Source organism: Nocardia sp. NPDC003963, from assembly GCF_053605105.1.
In genome coordinates this window covers 82,219-100,850 of record NZ_JBSGIP010000008.1, presented here as the reverse complement: position 1 = coordinate 100,850, position 18,632 = coordinate 82,219, and the positions used below count along the sequence as shown (strand labels likewise).

The window sequence follows — 18,632 nt, the reverse complement described above, 5'->3', positions numbered from 1 at the left end:
CCACGGCGTTCCCGGCATCACAGCACCTGCTCGACGTGGTAGGCGACTCCGCCCTCGACCGGATAGCCGGTCCCGACCGCGACGATATCGTTGAGCCAGGCCAGTCGTGCCGAGCCGGTTTCGAACAGCGGAGTGGTCCGGAAGTAGTAGCGGGCCGGATCGACCCGGAACCTGGTGGCCGGATCGGCCATCTCGGTCCGGATGTCGTCCGGGATCACCCAGCGGCCGTGATAGGTCATGTACACCAGGTCGTCGTCGACGCGCAGGGTCAGCCGGACATCGAGCAGCATGGTGCCGTCGGGGCGGTACAGCGCCCAGTCGCCGCCGCCGGCCAGTACTTCGCCGTGAAGCCGGGGTCCGGCGAATATCCCGCCCGCCGCTCCGTACAGAACTCGGCGGCCGACCGGTCCACCGGTCCCGAAGTCCAGCCGCGGGTTCAGGTCCACGACCATATCGAACAGCGGTGTGGTACCGATCGTGGCGACCGGCCGCATTCGCGCATCGACCGGTGTCATCGGACACCCGCCGTATCCGGCCGGCCGAACAGCCGCTCCCGGACGATATCCGTGGACACCCCCGACTGGGCGCACAGTTCGGCCAGATCGAAAACGAAACGTTCGCTCGCGATGAGATCGTCGGCGAAAGTGAATCCGATGAACACCGGTATCGCGGCACGGCGACCGTTCGGTTCGGCACCGAACCGGCTCCCGGTCATGGTCATCCGCGCCCTGCCCCAGCAGATCAGGGTCTCGCCGTCGTCCGCGTGCCCGCTCAGCTCGACCTCGTAATCGGGGAAGCTCTCGAAGAAACGCGTGAGGACACGTTCGTTCGCCGCGAGCCCGCGGGCAGTGGTGCCGAACGCCGGAGTCTCCAGCGTCATGGCGGGGTGGAGCAGGCGGAGTGCGGCGGGCAGGTCCCGGGCGCTTTTCGCGGCGGCCAGGGCCTGCGCCAGTTCGAACATGCGATGACCGTCCACAGGAACCATCCTTCGGTCGCGGTACACACCGGGAAACGACCCGGTTCTCAAAACATACATACGACCGTATGTGAATGCAAGGGCTGTTCCGGCCCTGTCCGCGCAAGTATCCGGATATAGGCCGGGGCCGCCTGCCGGAACTCGGTATGTCCCCGGCGACGGCGGTTGTGGTCGTCGCTCGGCTCCAGCACCGCTCCGGCCTCCCGCCGAACCGTCGGCAGCCGAGCGACGAGCCGGCTGTGCCGGTCACACCGTCCGCAGTCCGGCGGGGCGTCGAAGGCGGCCCGGTACGGGCGAATCCCGACGATTCGGGTCGGGTACTCGTACGTTCGTGTCCAGGTCAGGGCCTCGTCGGTGACCTGGACCGGTCATGGCCGGACGGCCGGGGTCGGGGCGCTACCGGGACTCCGCCGGCGTGAGCCGCTGGGCCGCCAGCTTCCGCAGGTCACTCGATTTGATCTTGGCGCTACCGGTGAGCGCGAGATCGTCCTCGGTGAAGAACAGGATTTCCCGCGGCACCTTGTAGCTGGCGAGTTGTGCGCGCAGATGGTCGCGGATCTCGCCGGCGTCGAGTTCCCGGCCGGTGTGCGGCACCACGCACGCGACGACCATCTCGCCGAGCGTTTCGTGCGGTACGCCGACCGTCCGGCCGATCTGCACACCCGGATAGCGCCCGAGGACCTCGTCCACCTCGAGCGGCGAGACGTTCGCGCCGCCGGTCTTGATGATGTCGGTGAGCCGGCCCTCCCAGTACAGCCGCCCCTGATCGTCGAGGTAGCCGCCGTCGCCGGTATGGAAATAGCCGTCGTCGTCCAGGGTTTCGTCCAGGGGTATCCCGAGATAGCCGAGCATCAGAGTCGGGCCCTTGACGCAGATCTCGCCGTGCTCACCCCGGTACAGCGCGCCGCCGGTGAGCGGATCGGCGATCTTCACCGTCACGCCGGGCAGCGGCACCCCGCTGCTACCGGCGATGGTCTCCTCCGGTGTGCAGGCCGGGTAACAGGTGGTGATGGTGAAGGTTTCGGTGTTCCCGTAGGCGTGGCCGGGTTCGGTCCAGTCGGTGGCGACGGTGGCGTGAGTGGCCAGCGGTAGATCCCGGTCCACGAAGCGCAGACCGCTCAGATCCACTGTCTCCCAATTGGGCGCGCCCTGGAGCTGAGCGTGCTGATGCGGCCAGGCCACCGGGAAATTCACCCGCTGCGACTGCATGAGTTCGAGCGCCGCGGGGGCGTCGAACAACGATTGGAGGATCAGGGTGCCGCCGGCGGCGAGCGTCGCGCCCAGGGCCTGCGCGAAATTCCCGGACCAGAAGAAACCGTTGGCGGTCCAGCAGCGCACCTCGTCGTCGGTACCGAAACCGAACATCCGCCGGAAACGCCACATCTGCAGCGTGACACCGCGATGCGCGCTGCGGATCCCCTTCGGCTTGCTGGTGGTACCGGAGGAGAAGAACAGCACCGCGGTATCGCTGGGCTGTACCGTCGCGGCGGCGGCCGCGATCAGGGCCGGGTCGGTATCGGCACCGCGCGCGAGGAAGGTGTCCCAGCTCTCCGTCGCGCCACCGGGTACCGGGTCGCCCACTACGGCGAGATGACGCAGGAACGGGTAGGCCGGGGACGCCACCGCCCCGGGGGCGGCGGCCGCGAGCCGGGGCTCGAGCCCGGCCAGGATCGCACCGAAATCCGTTTTCGCCACGGTTCTTTCGAACAGCAGCACCGAGACACCCGAGACCCGGAGCAGATGGTCCAGCTCGGGTGCGGTCGAGAAGGTGCTGAGCGCGACCGCGACCCCACCGGCCAGCGAGGTCCCGAAAACCGCCGCGAGCCATTCGGCACGGTTGGTCATGAGTACCCCGACGCGGCTGTCCTTGCCGACCCCGCAGGCGTGCAGGGCGCGGGCCACTTCCTGCGCGCGGTCCCACAGATCGGCGTAGGTCCACGCGACCCCGTCGGTGGGGGATACCAGAGCGGTTCGAGTCGGGTACTGCTCGGTGACCTCGCGCAGGAACCCCGGGAGCGTGAGCGTCCCGAGCCCCGGTTCCTCGGTCAGCGGCGGTCCCGCGACGATCGCCGCCGCCCGGTCGGGGGTGTGCTGGGGCCCGGTGCTCATCGCCGGTTGTCCTCTCTGCCAGTGATCCGCGTCGAGCGCGGGATCCCGCCGCTACAACGGGAGTTCGACCTCGGCGGTGCAGGAGACCAGCTTGCCGCCGTCTTGATTGGTGAGTGTGAGTTTCACCTGCACCAGGGGGACGCCCCAGGTGGATTCCGGGTTCTTGTCCACGATCTCGGCGTCGAAATAGGTGACATCACCTTCGAACGCGGGCAGCCGGAAATCGGCCTTGGTATGCCGCACCAGGCCGTCGTTACCGGCCCAGTAGGCGAGGTAGTCGGTGCACCACCCGCCCATCGTGGCTCCGTAACCGTAGGCCCGGGCCATTCCCACGTCACCGGCTTTCTCGGCGTCGATATGGCCCCGCGACGGACCGACATAGAGGCCGTCGCGCAGGCGCGGGTCGATCTTGGCGCCTTCTTCGTCGAAGCCGAATCCCTCGGTCCAGCCCGGATCCTGGTAGACCCAGGGATCCTCGACGCCCGCCGGCGCGGTCCAGCGGAATGTGCCCCAGATATTGAAGAGGAAGGCCCGGTACTCGGTGGTGAAGCTGGCGATGCTGTGCGGGCCGATCACCCGCCGGGGCAGTTTGTCGCCGACCTTCACCTCGTCGAAATGCGGGGACACCCCGAGCCGGTTGGACATCAGCCATTCGGTGCGCAGCGCGTCCACCTCGGCGAGTTCGGCGACGGTCCACTTCTTGATCGCACCGAGCTGGCTCTCGTACATACCCCGCTTGTTCGCCTCCTCGGCGAGATAGCGGATGGCGGTGGATCGTTCCTTGGCGACGAGCGCGCCGTGCTGGTTGCGGTGGACGGTATCGCCGCGGGAGAACATGGTGGGCCCGGCGAAATTCGTCTGGGCCACCTTGTAGTCGTGGAAGCGCCGCTCCTGGAACAGCTGATCGCCCGGGCGTACCGGGCAGCCGTAGAACCACCATTCCTCACCGCCGAAGATCAGGTGGCTGTTCGGGATACGCCCGACGCACGCCGGCGCCGCGCCGTGCCCGTAGTCCAGGGCGACCGCGATCGACTGCGGTGCGATCAGCCCGCCGTACCGGGATTCCCGGGCGAACTCCTGATCCCAGTGCAGCGGGTTCGGATAGTCCATCGCCATCACCCAGCGGCGGATATCGGAGGTGCTGCACGGATCCCACAGCTGGCCGCCGCCGATCGGCTTGCCGACCCGGTGATCGACATCGCCGAGATCCAGTTCGACGGTGGTTGCGTCCGGCTTCTTGCTCACGAGAACTCCTGCTCAGCGATTCACATCGACGACGATCCGGCCGCGGACGGTGCCCGCGATGAACCCGTTCGCGGCCTCGATCGCCTCACCCAGCCCGATCTCGCGGGCGATCGAATCGAGGACGGCCGGGTCCAGGTCGCGGGCGAGTCGCGCCCAGGCGTCGAGCCGTTTCGGCCGGGGCGCCATCACACTGTCCACCCCGAGCAGCGAGACGCCGCGCAGGATGAACGGGGCCACCGACGCCGGGAAATCCATACCCTGGGCCAGGCCGCAGGCCGCCACCGCGCCGCCGTAGCGGGTCTGCGCGCAGGCATTGGCCAATGTGTGGCTGCCGGCGGTGTCCACGACCCCGGCCCAGCGTTCCTTCTGCAGCGGTTTGCCCTTGTCGGCGAGTTCCGCGCGGTCGAGGACGGTGGTCGCGCCCAGCTGTTTCAGATAGGCGTGTTCGTCGGCCTTGCCGGTCGCGGCGGCCACCGCGAAACCGGCTCTGGTGAGCAGCGCGATGGCGATGCTGCCCACACCTCCGGTCGCGCCGGTCACCAGGATTTCGCCGCTGTCGGGGGTGAGGCCGTGGCTCAGCAGGGCGTCGACGCAGAGCGCGGCGGTATACCCGGCCGTGCCGATGGACATGGCCTGGCGTTCGGTGAACTCGGCGGGCAGTGGGATCAGCCAGTCGCCCTCGAGCCGGGCGCGCTGCGCCAGTCCGCCCCAGTGGGTTTCACCGACCCCCCAGCCGTTGAGGACCACCTTGTCGCCGGCCGACCAGCGGGCGTGGCTGCTGGTCGTGACGGTACCCGCGAGATCGATCCCCGGGATCATCGGGAACTTGCGCACGACGGGAGAGGCGCCGGTGATCGCGAGCGCGTCCTTGTAGTTGAGCGTGGACCAGGCCACCTCTATCTCGACATCGCCGTCGGGGAGGCGGGCTTCGTCCACGGTGGTGAGCTCGGCCTGCGATCCCGACTCACCCTTGTCGATGAGAACTGCGGAGAACATCGGTGATGTGTTCCTTTCTCGATTCGTTCGGTTGCCGTTCCAGCGTCTCGAACGGCGGTGCCGACGGACAGGGGTGCCGATCCCGGAAAAGTAGAGAATTATATTCTCTGAATTAAGAATAATATTTCCAGTAGTGCTGACCGGTGTCAACACCCCCGCGTCAGCGTGCGGTCCAGCCGCCGTCGACGGCGATGGTCTGCCCGGTCACGTAGCGGCCCGAATCACCGGCCAGCCAGACGACCGCGCCGACGATATCCGCGGCCGTGCCCTCGGTGGGCAGGGGAATATTGCGGCGCAGATAGGCCGCGCCGCGTTCGCTGTCGTAGAGACTGTCGGTGATCTCGCTGCGGAAGAACCCCGGCGCCACGGTGTTGACCCGGATCGAATGACGCGCCCACTGCACGGCGAGTTCGGTGGTGAGGCCGGACAATCCGGCCTTGCTCGCGGCATAGGAGGCCTGCGGAATACCGGGAATCCCGACCCGGCCGCTGATGGAGGAGATATTCACGATCGAACCGCGGCCGAGTTCGCGCATGGCCGGGAACACCTGCTGGGCGAGCAGCAGTGGTGCCAGCAGATTCAGGTCGAGGGTGCGCCGGATATCGGCCAGCGATTCCGCCTCCGCGTTCTCGGTGCCGAAGCGGCTACCGGCCGCGTTGATCAGGATCTCCGGTGGGCCGAGCGCTCCGGTCACCGCGGGCACGATCTCGGCGATCCGGCCGGGGTCGGCGAGATCGCAGCCCACGGCCAGCCCGTCGATCTCCTCGGCCAGCGATGCCAGCCGATCCCGGCGCCGTGCGACCACGGCGACCCGGGCGCCCAGCCCGGCCAGCGCTCGGCTCACCGCCGCCCCCAATCCGGACGATCCGCCGGTCACCACGGCTACCCGGCCGTCGAGTTCGAAAGGCCGCAGCGTCGCCGCGCGGTCGTCGCTCATGCTCGGCTCCCCTCCGCGAGCAGACCCGGAAGTTCGGTCCGGACAACCTTGCCCATGGCATTGACCGGCAGCGTATCGACTACCGCCCACACCTCGGGGACCTTGTATCCGGCGAGCTCGGCTCGGCAGTGTCGCGCCAGTTCCGCGAAATCCACCGGCTGCCCGTTCGCTTCGATCACCGCCGCCACCTGCTGCCCCAGTCGCTCGTGCGGTACGCCGCATACCGCGGCCTTACCGACCGCCGGATGGCCCGCGAGTACCCGCTCCACCTCGAGCGGGTAGATATTCGCGCTGCCGCGAATGATGACCATCTTCTTGCGGTCCATGATCGTGAGCCAGCCGTCCGCGTCGACGGAACCGATATCACCCGTGGCGACCGGTCCGTCCGGCGGCGGAACCACCCGTCCGCCGGACCAGTGGCCGAGCAACGGCCGCCACAGTCCGGCCCACGGCCCGTCGGTACGGCCGGCGAGCCGTAACTCGCCCGGTTCGCCCGCGGGAAGACGATTTCCGTTGGCGTCGTAGGCCGCGATATCGAACTGGGGCAGTACCCGGCCGCTGGCCCGCTGCCGCCACCGGTCGCCGGGTGGATCGATGGCGACCACGGTCGGTGCCTCGGTGAGGCCGTAGGTGACCCGCGGGACGGGCCCGTGGGCGTTCGCGAACGCCGTGCGGACCGCGTCCGGGGTATCGCTGCCGCCGCTCCACACCTCCCGCAGCGAACTCAGGTCCAGGTCCGGGCGGGCGGCGAGATCGTAGAGCTGGGCCGGCGCGCCGTTCCAGACGGTCACCCGGTGGGCGGTGATCCATTCCGCGACCCCGGTGACATCGCGGCGGTCCATGATCACCGCGCAGCCGCCGGCCTGGGCGGTGAGCAGAGTGGACAGCACCATCAGATTGAGGATGGTCAGCGGGAAACTGTCCCCCTTGCGTAGTTCCGGTCCCCAGCCGCGGGTGGCGACCAGGGCGGCGCCGGGCAGCAGGAGATTTCGCTGACTGTGGACGACCGCTTTCGGCCGGCCCGACGTTCCGCTGGTGAAGGCGATTCCGGCCGGTGCGTCCGGGTCCGGGACGATCCGCGGGGCCGCCGGTGCGCGCTGCGCATCGGCCCATCGTCCCGGGTCGACGCGGGCGGGTGAATCGACCAGGCAGCGGGGTCCGGCCAGTACGACGCGCGGTTCGATCAGATCGTGCAGGTACTGCTGTTCGGCCCCGGCCAATGCCTCGCCGATCCCGGCCCAAACCGCGCCGACGCGCTGGGCACCGTGGAAAGCGGCCACGATCTCCAGATCGTTGGGCAGGCAGGCCGCGACCCGGTCGCCGGGGCGTACGCCGAGCGACCACAGCGCGGCCGCGGCCGCGTCGGCCCGCTCGTCGAGTTCGCGATAGGTCCAGGAGCCCGAAGCGGCCTCGAGTGCGACGCCGTCCGGATGCGCGGCGAGCGCGGGTTCCAGTACCGCGCCGATGGCTGCCGGTATACGGACGCTCGTGCCGGAGCCGCGTCCGGAACCGACGTTCTCGATATCGGGTCCGACGTTCTCGCCATTGAAACTGGGCACTCATACTTGATATCACTATCCTTACAAAGATTCATCAGATAGCCGCCGATTTGTCCGGACGGCCCGGTGGAGGTAGGGCGTATGCAGCACACAGGGCCGCTGGCCGGAGTGCGGGTGATCGATCTGACCGCGATGGTGATGGGTCCCTACTGCACTCAGATCATGGCCGATATGGGCGCCGATGTGATCAAGGTGGAACCCCCGGTCGGCGATAACACCCGGCATATCTCGGTGGGGCCGGAGCCCGGGATGGCGGGGGTGTTCGTCAACGTCAATCGCGGGAAACGCAGTGTCGTCCTGGATCTGCGCGAACCGGCGGGCGCCTCCGCGCTGCGCGAGCTGATCGCGGACGCCGATGTATTCGTCCACTCCATGCGGGGGAAGGCGATCACGGCGCTGGGCTTCGGCTACGACCAGGTGGCGGCGGTGAATCCGGCGATCGTCTACACGAACTGCTACGGCTACGGGCGGCGCGGTCCCGATGCCGATCGCACCGCCTACGACGATACGATCCAGGCCGAATGTGGTCTGCCGTATGTCCAGGAACTCCTCACCGGCACACCGGGTTACGTCGGCACCATCATGGCCGACAAGATCGCCGGTATGACCGCGGTCTACGCCACCACCATGGCGCTGTTCCACCGCGAGCGGACCGGTGAAGGGCAGGAGGTGGAGGTCGCGATGTTCGAGACCATGGCCGCTTTCATGCTGGTCGAACATGCCAACGGCGCACTCTTCGAGCCGGCGCTGGGGACCGCCGCGTACCCGCGCGCGGTGACCCCCGAACGCACGCCGTACCGCACGTCCGACGGTTACCTCTCCGCGCTCGTCTACAACGACAAACAGTGGACGGCCTTCGTGGCGACGGTCCGTCCGGCCTGGAACGGCCCGCAGTTCGACACCCTCGCCCAGCGCGCCCGGTGCATCGATACCGTCTACGCCCACCTGCGCGAAACCTTCGCGACCCGGACGACGGCGGAATGGCTCGAACTGCTGGAATCCCTGGATATTCCGGCCGCCCCGGTACGTACCCTGGACGAGCTCTTCGACAACCCGCACCTGAACGAGGCGGGTTTCTTCGAGACCGTGGACAGCCCCGACGGGCCGCTGCGTTTCCCCGGCCCGCCGACCTGGTTCTCCCGCACCCCCGGCCGGGTGGCCGGCCCGGCGCCCCGGCTGGGCGCCCACACCCGCGAGGTGCTGGACGCGCTGTCGGTCGCCGCGCGTGACCCGGAACCCACCGCGCCGTTCGGCAGGGGGGCCGGGACATGAGCGGGCCGGACCCGGTCGGCATCGATCTGGGGGAGTGGCTGCTGCCCGGTGACCGGGTCGTCATCGGGCAGGCATGCGGTGAGCCGACCACCCTGGTCGATGCCCTCATCGATCAAGGTGGCCGGATCGGAAACCTGTCCGCGTTCACCGCGACCAGCTTTTCCGGCCGGTTCGCGGCCGGTGTCAGCCGGTCGTTCGCGCTGTCGAGTATGGGCGCGATCGGTGCGCTGCGCACGCTGACCAGGACTCACGAACTCGATATCGTGCCCTGTCACGTCGGCCGGGTGGCCCCCATGATCGAATCCGGCGAACTCGGCTGCGATGTGGCCTTCGTCCAGGTCAGCCCCGCCGATGCCGAGGGCAGGCACAGTTTCGGGTTGATCAGCGACTACGTCCGGGCGGCGGTCTCCCGGGCCCGGGTGGTGATCGCGGAGGTGAACGAACAGGTGCCCTACACCTTCGGTGAATCGCTGGCGGCCACCGAGATCGACTGCGCGGTTCCGGTATCGAACCCGCCGGTGCAGGTGCCGCCCGCCGCCGTATCGGCCGTGGACGAATCGATCGCACGCCATATCGCCGGCTACATCGGTGACGGCGCGGTACTACAGGTCGGGATCGGTGCCGTTCCCGACGCGGTGGTGCGATTGCTGCACGACCGCCGCGACCTCGGCGTCCACTCGGGGATGCTCGGTGACGGCCTGGTCGATCTCGTCGAGGCCGGGGTGATCACCAACGCTCGCAAACGGATCGATCGGGGTGTCTCGGTCACCGGCGCGCTCATCGGTACCCGGCGACTCTACGATTTCGCGCACCGTAACCCGGCGGTGCGGATGTGCGCGACGTCCTACACCCACGACGCTGCCGTACTCGCCCAGGTCGAGAACCTTGTCACGCTCAACTCCGCCCTGGAGGTGGATCTGACCGGTCAGGTGAACGCGGAACAATCCGGCGAGAGCTATCTCGGTGGTACCGGCGGCCAGGTGGATTTCGTGCGGGCCGGGCTGCGCTCATCCGGCGGCCGGTCGATCATCGCGCTGCCCGCCACGGCCAGGAACGGCAATGTCAGCCGGATCACCGCGGCGCTGTCCGGGCCGGTCACCACCGCCCGGAGCGAAGTGGACATCGTGGTCACCGAATACGGTGCCGCTGAACTGGCCGGGCGGTCGCTGGCCGAACGCGCCCGCCGCCTGATCGATATCGCGCATCCGGACTTCCGCGACGATCTGGCCCGCACCGCACATCTCATCGCGAAGCGAGGTTTCTAGATGGAGGACGCCGTACTCTTCGATGCCCGTGACGACGGCATCGCGGTGATCACCCTCAACCGGCCGCAGACCCGCAACTGTCTGTCCGCGGAGGTCCGGGCCGGATTGTTCGCGGCCTGGAACCGTTTCGAACACGACCCGGCGCTGCGCATCGCGATTCTCACCGGCGCGGGCCCGAAGGCGTTCTGCGCGGGCGGGGATCTGCGGGAGATGGTGGACACCGGGATGGCCGAACCACCCCGGGACATGTTCCCCGTCCCCTACGACACCATCGAGCTGTCCAAGCCCACCATCGCCGCGGTGAACGGTGCCGCATTCGCCGGTGGCTGGATGATCGCCCAGGCCTGTGATCTGTGCGTGGCCAGTACTACCGCGACATTCGCGGTGAGCGAGGTGAAAGTGGGGCGTAGTTCACCGTGGGCCGCCCCACTCATCCATATGATCCCGCAGCGCATCATGATGGAGATCCTGCTCACCGGTAATCCGATCAGCGCGGCCCGCGCCTATGAGATCGGTCTGGTGAACCGATTGTCCGAACCGGACGAATTGCTCGATACCGCACTGGAACTGGCGTCCTCCGTTCTCGCGGGTGCCCCGCTGTCGGTGCGTGCAGCCCGCGAAACCGTCATGCTGGCAACGGAAATGGGGCGGTCGGCCGCACTGCGGGCGGCCCGGCACGCGTCGGCGCGGGCCTATCACAGCGCGGACGCCCAGGAGGGCCCGGCGGCGTTCGCGGCCAAACGGACCCCGCGATGGACGGGGAAATGAGACGGCTCCCGGTTCGGCATGGGCCGGTGTGCCGCAGCGGTCACATCCCGTCGCGCCGAAAGGCTCGGGGTGCGCGCGGGCCGGGATAATTCCTTCGTACAAATCGCATACGCCCGCGCCGGCTATCGAATTGTTGCGGCGGCGTAGCGCGTGAGGGTGAACTCCGGCTGTTGCTGTCGCCGCAGGTCGGATTTATAGTGGATGCGACTTCGAGCGAGTACCGACCCATTCGCTCACAGACTTACAACCGACGAGGGAGTAAGCTGTTATGGCCGAAATTCTCTTCGTGGTAACCGGTGCGAGTTATTGGACGCTGAAAGACGGCACCCGGCACCCCACCGGGTATTGGGCCGAAGAATTCGCCGCCCCCTACAGTGCGCTGAGCGGGGCGGGTCATCGAATCGTGGTGGCGACCCCCGGCGGAGTGGTGCCCCATGTCGACCCGATGAGTCTGCGACCATCGATGGCCGGCAGTGAACAGATCGCTCTGGACCTGGAAGAGACCTTGCGCTCCGCCGAAGAGTTGCGTAGACCGATCGAATTGTCCGACGCCCGCTCGGCGGATTACGACGCCGTGTACTACCCCGGTGGTCACGGTCCGATGGAAGACCTGTGGAGGGACGCCGACTCCGGCAGGTTGCTGACCGCGGCTCTTGTTTCGGGTAAGCCGCTGGCCATCGTCTGCCACGCGCCGGTGGCCCTATTGGCGACCAGACGCAGCGGTGTATCGCCTTTCGCCGGGTACCGCGTGACGGCCTACACCAACGACGAGGAGGACGCCGTCGGATTGCGCGAGAAAGCGTTCTGGACCGCCGAGGACGAACTGGTGAAGCTCGGTGTCGAATTCACTCGCGGGGAGATGTGGAAGCCCTACACCGTTGTCGACCGAAATTTGTACACGGGCCAGAACCCGGCTTCCGCCGGGCCGCTCGCCGAAAAGGTTCTCGAGGTCCTCGCATAACCCGGAATTATTGCTCGGTTGCATTGCGTTGCCTCTGCGAATACTTCGTGCCCGCTCTCCGGAAAGACCCGCTCCGAGAACGGGAAAGCAGCTGAGAGAGTGGCCTCGGTACCGGAATCGGTGGCCCGAAAAATTCGATTTGCCATAGGGAAGCCGGAAATCGTCGCCCGCGGTGTTCCGTGGGATGGTCCCGCTCGGCCACCGAACCGCAGCGCACTGCCGGGCAGTCGACGAAAGAGGCGCCACCGGTGGGATCCGCTTTCGCCGGCGCGAGCGATCAGGGTATGTGCGGATCAGCGGGTGTGGGTGGTCTGCGCCCAGGACGCCAGGATCTGGAGACGTTGTGCCGAGGGCGAGCCGGGTTCGGGGGTGTAGATCATCAGGATGAGCCCCGGCTCGGCGGTGACGGCGAGTTCTTCGTAGGCCAGCACGAGTTCGCCGGCCACCGGGTGGTGGAAGCGTTTGGTGCCCGACCCGTGCGTGCGGACATCGTGGGCGCCCCAGAGCCGCCGGAAGGTCTCGCTGCGGGTCGACAGCTCGCCGACCAACTCCTGTAGACCCCGGTCGTGTGGGTCGCGGCCGGCCTCGGTGCGCATGATCGCCACGCACATCTCGGCGAACAGATCCCAGTCCGGATAGAAGTCGCGGGCAGCGGGGTCGAGGAACTGGAAACGCGCCAGTTGGGTGTGCGCCCACCGTCGCCGAACAGCGGCGAGTAGAAGGCGCGGCCGAGCTCGTTGGTCGCCAGGAGATAGTGCTGGAGGTTGGGGTCGAACGTTAGTCACATTTGGGGCCATGTTCGGGGCCGGACGGTGTCTCTCAAAAGTGGGTCTTCGAATCGCGAGGTTAGACAGAGATCCGCCAGCCGGACCGCAGGCTCGACCTGAGGCGCAACCCGTTCCCCGGTGAGTCCTAGACTGTGCCCCGGCAATGTCGGTGCCGCGCGGTCGGTGGTTGAGGTAGGAGCTGTGGTGATCCGGGCAGTTGTGTTCGATGTCGGCGAGACTCTTGTGGACGAGACCCGGGAGTATGGCACCTGGGCGGACTGGCTCGGTGTTCCTCGCCATACATTCGTCTCGGTTTTCGGCGCAGTCCTCACCCAGGGACTCGACTATCGCGAGACTTTCCAGGTCTTCAAGCCGGGGTTCGATCTGGATCGGGAGCGCCAGGCGCGCGCGGACGCGGGCAAGCCGGAGTGGTTCGGTGAGGATGACCTCTACCCGGATGTGCGCCCCGCACTGTCCGAACTCCGTGAGATGGGCATCTGGGTCGGCATCGTCGGCAACCAGACCGTGCGTGCTGGAGGCCTGCTGCGCGGTCTCGACTTGCCGACCGACTTTATAGCGACCTCGGACGACTGGGGCCTGTCAAAGCCCGATGTCGCGTTCTTCGAAAAGGTTGTCGAGGTCGCCGGATGCCCGGCAGACGAGATCATCTACGTCGGCGACCGTATCGACAACGACATCGCCCCGGCGGTCGAGGTGGGGATGCGAGCGGCCTATATTCAGCGCGGCCCGTGGGGCTGGATTCACCGCGACCGGCAGGACGTCAAGGAACTTTCGGACTGGCGAATTCACAGCCTGTCCGAGCTTCCCGGGATCGTGAACGCTGAGCGTTAACCGGACAGGGAGTTGACGGTTGTATGCCAGTCGTACAACCGTTCATCCAATGCCCGGACCTCGGGGATCGAGTCCCACCTTCGCAAGTCCTGCCGCACTGCCTTGACTCGATCCAAAGCCGTGGCATACCAGTACTTTCCGATCCCTTCCAAGGCTTCCTCGAGGAGTTGGCACGCTTGCTCGGGAAGCTTGTCCAAGACGCACGCGGCAGCAGCATCGGCGAGGTACACCGATCGCTGTTTCACTGATTCGGCGGGAAGCTCATCAAGTACTTGCCGCAGCGTCTCCAATGCCTGACGGCCTTCCCCTGCCGATATGAGGGTGTTGGCCTTGAAACCCGCGAGCCGGGTCGGCGAAAACCAGTCCAGCCACTCCGGGGACGGCATCTCTTGCGGATCGTGCTGGGCGTAGGACTGTTCGGCGTGCCGGATCAGTTTGAGAGCCTGTCGGGTATCGCCGAACCGCGTATCGACCTCGGCCTCCACCGCATCGAGCCACGCCGTCAGTTCGTGGTTTCCATTCCCGCGACGCCCGAATGCGCGAGCCGCCCGGATTCGCTCCCGCGCTTCCTCGGCTCGCTTCACGTCGCCGGAGAACGCCGGAATGAACGCCATGTGCGCGAGCACCGCACAGCCCAGCAAGGTATCCGCTGCTTCATGGGCGGCCTGAAGCGCGAGGACGAAACTGGCCTGCGCCTCCTCGGGTTGCTGGAGGTCGAAGAACTCGAGGCGACCTGAAAGCAACGCCGATTCCGAGACCGCTCGCGCGAGGGCTGCCGCCGCGCGTACGTCGATTTGGGGAATCAGATCCGCCCCCAACCGGGCATGATCGTATACAGAGCGTTGCAGTTGCTTCGCTGGCAGTGACCAGTACATCCCGCGATGAGCGACCGTGATCGCCGTGTAGTTCTTGGCGACACTCGCCGGTAGTTCCGTGCCGCCCATGACACGCCGATACCGTGTCTTTCTCTGAACTCCCTTGGTGCCCAGCGCTTCCCGGGTCACGCGCCCTTCGGATTCGTTCGGCCATGGTGGCGTGAATCCGAGTTCTGTCATGGGACGTTCGAACAGCGCCTCGAGCGCGGCGGCATGCTCCGGATGCGGCCAAGGCGGATCAATGGATTCCCAGCGCCGTACGGTGCGGGCGGCGACCTCGATTCGCAGGCCGATCGCCCGCGCGACCTCGGTCAACGCGTCGGCCAGTGCCGCTTGCGATCGGTACCCCAGTGCCTGGCGGGCCGCGCGCAGCGCGGCATTCCCATTGCTTGCCATGCCAGTGAGACTAGTCCGCTATCAGGACAATTGACGAGTAGATCTGTTCCAATGGCCGCCACATGTCCTCTTGTTTGTCCTTCTTTAGGTCTTCGGCTTCGGTCATCGTGGGTCGCACAGCGCCGCATAGTCTTTCACTCACCGGCGCGGACCACGACAATTCGCAAGCCGACCGAGGTGGCCCGATGACGAACACCCTCGAAGCTGATGTTCTCGCGCTCTTGGCACCTGGCGGGACGCTCACCGCCGACACGATCGCCCGCAACCTGGGCGTACCGAAGCACCGCGTAATGCGCGCGCTGCACACATTGCGCGACAACGGGCACACCTTCCGGAACCGGCGCGCGGCGTGGCAGGTATTGGCCGGGCAGCGATGAAGCCTGGCGGCCGGTCACCGCGACCCGAGGAACCGGACATTCATCTCGAAGTCCAATTCGACAGCGTGCGTCTGTATTTCGTTGCATGCCTGACGGCCGCGATGGTGTTCATCGGTGACGTGAACACCCGCCGACCCGGCACGGTCGCCGTGACCTCTGGGCGTTGCGCAGAGGGTCCTCGCCTGCCCTGCGAACGCCTCTTTCTCCTGCCCTGATCCGGGCCGGCTGCCACACATCCGCAGATGCCGGTTTACGCCACGCACCGCGACGGCGTGGATCAACGATCACCCGAAACGACAAAACATGACCGATCCAACCGCAGAACAAATTTCGCAATCTATGAAGCTGGGAGGCTTTGGCGTGCTGATTCGAAAACTTTCAGAGCGAGAATCCTCACATCGCAACAAGATACAGAATGTCCGACAAGTCATATGGAGGCTTGTCGGCACAGCGGATCAAATCCTCTATGTGTGTTTCTCGCGCAGTTCCGAGAAAGCCTATCAATGGTCAGATAAACCCAAACCCTTTGCCCCGCCGGGAATGGTGAGTTTCGGTGATGAAAGCCCGGACATCCAGGAAGGAAGGTCGCGGCTCAAGCAACATGCGGACTTGTGGAATTCCGTCAGGCGGGATTACCGGGATGCTCTGCAAGTTTCCGGACAGATTGCCGCAAAGCTGGTGCATGCCCGATGACCGGCGGACAGGAACGAAACAGGGGAACACACATGCATCCGGCATTGAAGACAGGTTTGAAGGCCGAATTGTTGCCCGAGGAGACAATGCGGCGTGCGCTTCACGGGCTTATGGAGTTGAGTTCCGGAGCAAAGAGCGAACTGACCCCGAACGAGCGAACCGAGTTCGTCAAGGACGCGACAGAGAATGCCGGTTCAAGTTTCGATCGAATAAGGACAATCCAGGGGTGGGCAGTGTCATGAAAGTATACAAATCCCAATTCGTGCCGTCTTCGCTGGCGATGAAAGTGATGACATCGGGCAGGGTTGTCGCCGCGGACGAAACCCCCGAATTAATGGTCGAGCGCATCACTGATGCACTGTTCGAACAAGAACTAAGTTTCTCGCCGACGGCGAAGTCGAAAGAATTCGCTGAAGCATTCGGGCGGGCGCTTGACGATAAAGAAATCGTCATGAGCACACCCGTTATGACGAACGCCGGTCGATACACAGGCCGGCCGCTCACCGCGTGCACAATGCCTACGTCGGGTATCGAGGCTTTGAGATCGAAGAAACTACGCGAAGAGATCATCACTCTTCACGAACAAGGCATGGGTACCGGGTTCAACCTCGATGATACCGAAGACCCCGTATCGGCTCTCGAATTCCTCAATGATCTGGCGGTAGACAGCGCGGGTAGCGGCCGGGAAGATCGCCCGGTGGGCAACATGGCAATACTTGGTGTGCGACACCCGGAGATACACAGATTCATCAAAGCCAAGGTCGGGTCACCGTCTGAGTGGAAATTCAACATCTCGGTTGATATAGATCAGGCATTCATGGCTGCAGTGGAAACCGGCTCGGTCGTGGATCTCGACAACGGGCACCGCGTAGAAGCTCGCCGACTGTTCGAAGAGATCTGCCACGCAGCCTCATTGTGCGCTGATCCGGGGATCGTGTTCTTGGATCGAATGAATGCCCGGAACCCGCTCCCGGGAATGGGAACCTACAAAACCACCGCCCCGTGTGCCGAAGTGGGACTTATCCCCGGTGAGACTTGCCAGTTCGGCTATATCAACATCGGAAAGTTCGTGTACGTAAACGGCTATGGTCGTGCTGCGGTAAATCTGCCATGGCTTGAGCATACGACGAGAATATTGACCCGAGCTCTCGACAACTGCCTTGAGATAAGTGGAAGAAATTTCGAGGGTACCGATGCTTTGCATGTACTCACGCAGAAGCGCAAGATCGGTGTCGGACTGTGCGGGGTGGCCGATGCGCTCGATCTGGTAGATCTGAAATACGACTCCGACCCGGCGCGCACTCTGATGGAGGACATTCTCTCGTTCGTCAATATAGCTTCGAAAGAGGAATCAATTCGTCTTGCTGAAGAGCGCGGGCCGTTCGGTGCAATGAAAACCGCGTTGTCCGGTAACCGTCATCGGGAGAATCCTGGGCATATTCAACGGCTGTACGGACACTTGGATTCGAGCACCGTTTCAGCAAGCGATTGGTGCGAGTTGTCGCAATATGTCACGGCTACCGGACGTATTCGCAACGTATCAACTATTGCACTTCCTCCTACGGGGAGGAGCGCCCTGCTGATCGATGCATCAACCGGAATAGAACCGCACTTCGAAGATGCCACGAAAATTAAATTTCCCGGGCACATTGCTATGGCGGCGGCATTACAGAAGTACACCGATGAGTCGATATCGAAGACCATAAACCTCCCCTGCGGCTCTACCGTGGATGACGTCCGGTCCGTGTACCTTGCGGGTTACGAGTCGGGAATGAGTGGTGTTACCGTCTACGTGAACGGCACCAGTCCAGAACAGCCCAAACCCCTCAGCGAAAGCGAACGAAAGGAAGATTTGTGAAAGACACAACCCATTTCCAGTACTGTCAGAAACTTGTCGTGATCAACCCGGAAACGGATAGTGTCTTGCTGGCACGGCGCAAGGGAGAGGCTGACTACGACGGTGTGTATTCATTGATCGGCGGGAAGATGGAAACCACCGATGGCAGCATTCTCGATGCTATCCGCCGCGAGAAAGATGAAGAAATCGGAAAGTCCGCTGTGATTCTGGTTGCGGAGGATATCTCGTACAACGCGCTCTACCGAAAGAAGGATGGTAACGCCATGGTGCTTCCTCACTTCTATGCCGAGTACGACGGTGGAGAAATCGAGGTCAGCGACGAGTACTCAGATTATCTGTGGCTGCCTACGGATGAACTCCCCGACTTCAAGCCGATGATCGACACCATTCCCGATGCCGTTTTCTGGACGCGGCAGCTGGGGCAGATGGTCAAACAGCATCGGGGGCTGACCAAGCTGTAGTTCGCTGAGCTTATCCGGCACCGAGAACGCCCCGCCCTGTTTCGGAGGGCAGGGCGTTCGCAGTTTCTGAGCCACCGAAGGCCCTTCTTGGTCCAAACCGCCGTGCGGCCCGAGGCCACCGCCGCTCACACTGCGCGTGTGCCATGGTCACTGAGCTGAGGTAGTCCGTCTGTACGCTCGCGAAATGACTTGGAGTTGTGCCATTCCGGGAGCTGTGGTCGCGATCTATACCTTTGGTGACGGCCGTGCCAGCTACTCACCGGCG

General features: G+C 65.2%; 17 protein-coding genes and 1 pseudogene. 9 read left to right on the top strand and 9 right to left on the bottom strand.

The genetic code is table 11. The features are described 5' to 3' along the window. Positions 1 to 17 precede the first annotated feature (17 nt). The 7 genes from ACWEWT_RS17150 to ACWEWT_RS17120 all read right to left on the bottom strand — a co-directional run bounded on the left by ACWEWT_RS17150 (position 18) and on the right by ACWEWT_RS17120 (position 7,822). Positions 18 to 515, bottom strand: coding sequence for a DUF3237 domain-containing protein (locus ACWEWT_RS17150; protein WP_452559978.1), 498 nt, complete (start codon positions 513 to 515; stop codon positions 18 to 20). Continuing rightward, positions 512 to 976 carry an ester cyclase gene (locus ACWEWT_RS17145; protein WP_452559976.1) on the bottom strand — a complete coding sequence of 155 codons (465 nt, stop codon included), beginning with the start codon at positions 974 to 976 and terminating at the stop codon, positions 512 to 514. The genes ACWEWT_RS17150 and ACWEWT_RS17145 overlap by 4 nt, the downstream gene beginning before the upstream one ends. Positions 977 to 1,372: 396 nt before the next feature. Further along, positions 1,373 to 3,085 carry a class I adenylate-forming enzyme family protein gene (locus ACWEWT_RS17140; RefSeq protein WP_452559975.1) on the bottom strand — a complete coding sequence of 571 codons (1,713 nt, stop codon included), beginning with the start codon at positions 3,083 to 3,085 and terminating at the stop codon, positions 1,373 to 1,375. A gap of 51 nt (positions 3,086 to 3,136) precedes the next feature. Further along, complete coding sequence (locus ACWEWT_RS17135) at positions 3,137 to 4,330, bottom strand: MaoC family dehydratase (RefSeq protein ID WP_452559974.1); 1,194 nt, start codon at positions 4,328 to 4,330, stop codon at positions 3,137 to 3,139. Between the two features lie 12 nt (positions 4,331 to 4,342). Then, complete coding sequence (gene acuI / locus ACWEWT_RS17130; RefSeq protein ID WP_452559972.1) at positions 4,343 to 5,326, bottom strand: acrylyl-CoA reductase (NADPH); 984 nt, start codon at positions 5,324 to 5,326, stop codon at positions 4,343 to 4,345. Positions 5,327 to 5,486: 160 nt separating this feature from the next. After that, the gene (locus ACWEWT_RS17125; RefSeq protein WP_452559970.1) at positions 5,487 to 6,263 is read right to left on the bottom strand and encodes an SDR family NAD(P)-dependent oxidoreductase; all 777 of its coding nucleotides are present in this window, start codon (positions 6,261 to 6,263) and stop codon (positions 5,487 to 5,489) included. Beyond that, on the bottom strand, positions 6,260 to 7,822 hold the full coding sequence (locus ACWEWT_RS17120) for a class I adenylate-forming enzyme family protein (RefSeq protein WP_452559969.1): 1,563 nt from the start codon (positions 7,820 to 7,822) through the stop codon (positions 6,260 to 6,262). The genes ACWEWT_RS17125 and ACWEWT_RS17120 overlap by 4 nt, the downstream gene beginning before the upstream one ends. An 81-nt stretch (positions 7,823 to 7,903) precedes the next feature. Here ACWEWT_RS17120 and ACWEWT_RS17115 point away from each other — a divergent pair, with 81 nt between their 5' ends. The 4 genes from ACWEWT_RS17115 to ACWEWT_RS17100 all read left to right on the top strand — a co-directional run bounded on the left by ACWEWT_RS17115 (position 7,904) and on the right by ACWEWT_RS17100 (position 12,088). Next, a complete protein-coding gene (locus tag ACWEWT_RS17115; protein ID WP_452559968.1) occupies positions 7,904 to 9,094 on the top strand; it encodes a CaiB/BaiF CoA transferase family protein in 1,191 nt (396 codons plus the stop codon). Beyond that, a complete protein-coding gene (locus ACWEWT_RS17110; RefSeq protein ID WP_452559966.1) occupies positions 9,091 to 10,359 on the top strand; it encodes an acetyl-CoA hydrolase/transferase family protein in 1,269 nt (422 codons plus the stop codon). Before ACWEWT_RS17115 ends, ACWEWT_RS17110 begins: the two co-directional genes overlap by 4 nt. Beyond that, the gene (locus tag ACWEWT_RS17105; RefSeq protein ID WP_452559964.1) at positions 10,360 to 11,127 is read left to right on the top strand and encodes an enoyl-CoA hydratase/isomerase family protein; all 768 of its coding nucleotides are present in this window, start codon (positions 10,360 to 10,362) and stop codon (positions 11,125 to 11,127) included. Positions 11,128 to 11,395: 268 nt separating this feature from the next. Further along, on the top strand, positions 11,396 to 12,088 hold the full coding sequence (locus ACWEWT_RS17100; RefSeq protein WP_452559962.1) for a type 1 glutamine amidotransferase domain-containing protein: 693 nt from the start codon (positions 11,396 to 11,398) through the stop codon (positions 12,086 to 12,088). A 293-nt stretch (positions 12,089 to 12,381) separates the two neighbouring features. Here the strand turns inward: ACWEWT_RS17100 and ACWEWT_RS17095 are convergent. Continuing rightward, a pseudogene (locus ACWEWT_RS17095) lies at positions 12,382 to 12,839 on the bottom strand (MmyB family transcriptional regulator); the annotation flags it as partial. A 220-nt stretch (positions 12,840 to 13,059) separates the two neighbouring features. Here ACWEWT_RS17095 and ACWEWT_RS17090 point away from each other — a divergent pair. Continuing rightward, complete coding sequence (locus ACWEWT_RS17090; RefSeq protein ID WP_452559961.1) at positions 13,060 to 13,707, top strand: HAD family hydrolase; 648 nt, start codon at positions 13,060 to 13,062, stop codon at positions 13,705 to 13,707. Here ACWEWT_RS17090 and ACWEWT_RS17085 read toward each other — a convergent pair. Further along, positions 13,704 to 14,978: a helix-turn-helix transcriptional regulator gene (locus ACWEWT_RS17085; RefSeq protein WP_452559959.1), complete on the bottom strand. Its 1,275-nt coding sequence runs from the start codon at positions 14,976 to 14,978 to the stop codon at positions 13,704 to 13,706. The two genes, ACWEWT_RS17090 and ACWEWT_RS17085, sit on opposite strands and share 4 nt — an antisense overlap. Before the next feature lie 185 nt (positions 14,979 to 15,163). Here ACWEWT_RS17085 and ACWEWT_RS17080 point away from each other — a divergent pair, with 185 nt between their 5' ends. The 4 genes from ACWEWT_RS17080 (at position 15,164) to ACWEWT_RS17065 (ending at position 18,367) form a co-directional block, all read left to right on the top strand. Next, a complete protein-coding gene (locus ACWEWT_RS17080; RefSeq protein WP_452559958.1) occupies positions 15,164 to 15,355 on the top strand; it encodes a helix-turn-helix domain-containing protein in 192 nt (63 codons plus the stop codon). Between the two features lie 303 nt (positions 15,356 to 15,658). Then, a complete protein-coding gene (locus ACWEWT_RS17075) occupies positions 15,659 to 16,048 on the top strand; it encodes a hypothetical protein (RefSeq protein WP_452559956.1) in 390 nt (129 codons plus the stop codon). Positions 16,049 to 16,274: 226 nt separating this feature from the next. Continuing rightward, positions 16,275 to 17,906: a hypothetical protein gene (locus ACWEWT_RS17070; RefSeq protein ID WP_452559955.1), complete on the top strand. Its 1,632-nt coding sequence runs from the start codon at positions 16,275 to 16,277 to the stop codon at positions 17,904 to 17,906. After that, positions 17,903 to 18,367, top strand: coding sequence for an NUDIX hydrolase (locus ACWEWT_RS17065; RefSeq protein ID WP_452559954.1), 465 nt, complete (start codon positions 17,903 to 17,905; stop codon positions 18,365 to 18,367). Before ACWEWT_RS17070 ends, ACWEWT_RS17065 begins: the two co-directional genes overlap by 4 nt. The last annotated feature ends 265 nt before the right edge of the window (positions 18,368 to 18,632 follow it).

Bases quoted from the DNA above. Each gene is read 5' to 3' on its own strand.
- ACWEWT_RS17140 (WP_452559975.1), bottom strand. From the start codon at position 3,085: ATGAGCACCGGGCCCCAGCACACCCCCGACCGGGCGGCGGCGATCGTC.
- ACWEWT_RS17115 (WP_452559968.1), top strand. From the start codon at position 7,904: ATGCAGCACACAGGGCCGCTGGCCGGAGTGCGGGTGATCGATCTGACC.
- ACWEWT_RS17125 (WP_452559970.1), bottom strand. From the start codon at position 6,263: ATGAGCGACGACCGCGCGGCGACGCTGCGGCCTTTCGAACTCGACGGC.
- ACWEWT_RS17085 (WP_452559959.1), bottom strand. From the start codon at position 14,978: ATGGCAAGCAATGGGAATGCCGCGCTGCGCGCGGCCCGCCAGGCACTG.
- ACWEWT_RS17105 (WP_452559964.1), top strand. From the start codon at position 10,360: ATGGAGGACGCCGTACTCTTCGATGCCCGTGACGACGGCATCGCGGTG.
- acuI (WP_452559972.1), bottom strand. From the start codon at position 5,326: ATGTTCTCCGCAGTTCTCATCGACAAGGGTGAGTCGGGATCGCAGGCC.
- ACWEWT_RS17110 (WP_452559966.1), top strand. From the start codon at position 9,091: ATGAGCGGGCCGGACCCGGTCGGCATCGATCTGGGGGAGTGGCTGCTG.
- ACWEWT_RS17075 (WP_452559956.1), top strand. From the start codon at position 15,659: ATGACCGATCCAACCGCAGAACAAATTTCGCAATCTATGAAGCTGGGA.
- ACWEWT_RS17150 (WP_452559978.1), bottom strand. From the start codon at position 515: ATGACACCGGTCGATGCGCGAATGCGGCCGGTCGCCACGATCGGTACC.
- ACWEWT_RS17100 (WP_452559962.1), top strand. From the start codon at position 11,396: ATGGCCGAAATTCTCTTCGTGGTAACCGGTGCGAGTTATTGGACGCTG.
- ACWEWT_RS17080 (WP_452559958.1), top strand. From the start codon at position 15,164: ATGACGAACACCCTCGAAGCTGATGTTCTCGCGCTCTTGGCACCTGGC.